1 protein-coding gene is annotated in these 1,728 nt (G+C 39.2%); it reads left to right on the forward strand.

Annotated elements, in window-relative coordinates; translation table 11 throughout:
* The coding region (locus M4Z11_RS07190; protein ID WP_249677993.1) for an adhesin at window positions 1-1,728 on the forward strand (1,728 nt) is incomplete at both ends.

The raw sequence follows: 1,728 nt of genomic DNA on the forward strand, positions 1-1,728 counted from the left end.
AGAATTGCCGAGAATGCTTCTAATTATTTGGGAGGTAAAGCGGATATTCTTAAGGGGATAGCTCCAACTTATAAGATTCAGAATACAGATTACGGGAATATCGGAGCAGCCTTTGCCGGTGTTGATGATTCTCTATCAGAAATTTATAAAGAACTTTCAGGTGTTGGAAGTAAGAGCCTTGTGCAACAAGATAACAGTGAAGATGGCAGTAGTCTTATCACGATAGGTTCAAAAGTAGGTGGTGAGGAAATCAGTTTTGCGAACAAGGATAGTAAAGGCCGGACCCTTTCCGGCTTGAATGATGGAGAAGTTTCAAAAACTTCCACTGCAGCAATTACAGGAAAACAGCTTTTCGAGACGAACACTAAGCTTTCTTCTTATTTAGGAGGAGGGGCAAGCTATAATGATGGTGTTTGGCAGAAACCGACGTATAGCATTCAAGGTACATCGCATAATAATGTAGGATCTGCATTTTCTAGCGTTGATACAACATTGACACAGCTTAAAAATAACACGACTGAAAATCTTCAAAATAGTTTGTTATGGGATGAAAAGGAGGGAGCGTTTGTTGCCCTTCATGGTGAAAATAAGAAAGAGAAAGCTGCGAATAAACTTAAGTTTCTTATTGATGGAGATATAGTAGAGGGTTCGACAGAAGCGATCACAGGTAATCAGTTATATAAAACGAATAATAAACTAGCTGAGTATTTAGGCGGTGAAGCAAAATATAATGATGGTGTTTGGGTGAAACCGACGTATAGCATTCAAGGTACATCGCATAATAATGTAGGATCTGCATTTTCTAGCGTTGATACAACATTGACACAGCTTAAAAATAACACGATTGAAAATCTTCAAAATAGTTTGTTATGGGATGAAAAGGAGGGAGCGTTTGTTGCCCTTCATGGTGAAAATAAGAAAGAGAAAGTTGCGAATAAACTTAAGTTTCTTATTGATGGAGATATAGTAGAGGGTTCGACAGAAGCGATCACAGGTAATCAGTTATATAAAACGAATAGTAAACTAGCTGAGTATTTAGGCGGTAAGGCGAGCTATGAAAATGGCAAATGGACGGCTCCTATTTTCAAGATTAAGGTTCTCAAAGAAGATGGAACTCTCGAAGATGAAACATATACGAATGTAGCGGCAGCTTTAGAGAACGTTAGTAGCTCCTTTACGATGGCTGTAGAGAATAATTTAGTTCAACAAGAGAAAGGTGAGAATGGCAGTAACCGCATCACGATAGGTTCGCAAGTAGATGGCGGGGAAATCAATTTTGTGAACAAAGATGGTGAAGGCCGGATCCTTTCTGGCTTGAAGGACGGAGAGGTTTCAAAAATGTCCACAGAAGCGATTACTGGTGGACAGCTTTATGAGACGAAGGACAAGCTTGCTAAATATTTCGGTGGCGATGCAGGATATGTTGATGGTGTTTGGACTGCTCCAACATTTCAGATTATTCAACTCAATTCTGATAGTAAAAGCGATGGAAAGAAGCATAAGGAATATCGTACTGTAGCTGAGGCTTTTGGTGGTGTTAATGACAATATGGAAGATTTGAACGATCGTCTGAACGAGGTTAAAAAACAAACAGAGCAGATAGAACAGAATGGTTTAAACTGGGATGAAGATAAAGGTGCTTATGACGCAAGACGTAAGGATGAAAAAGGAAATCTTGCCACTAGTACGATTACCGGTGTTAAAGATGGAGAAATATCAAAAGGCTCT

It is taken from the genome of Bartonella bilalgolemi (assembly GCF_023500045.1).
GTDB classification, from domain to species: Bacteria; Pseudomonadota; Alphaproteobacteria; order Rhizobiales; family Rhizobiaceae; genus Bartonella; species Bartonella bilalgolemii.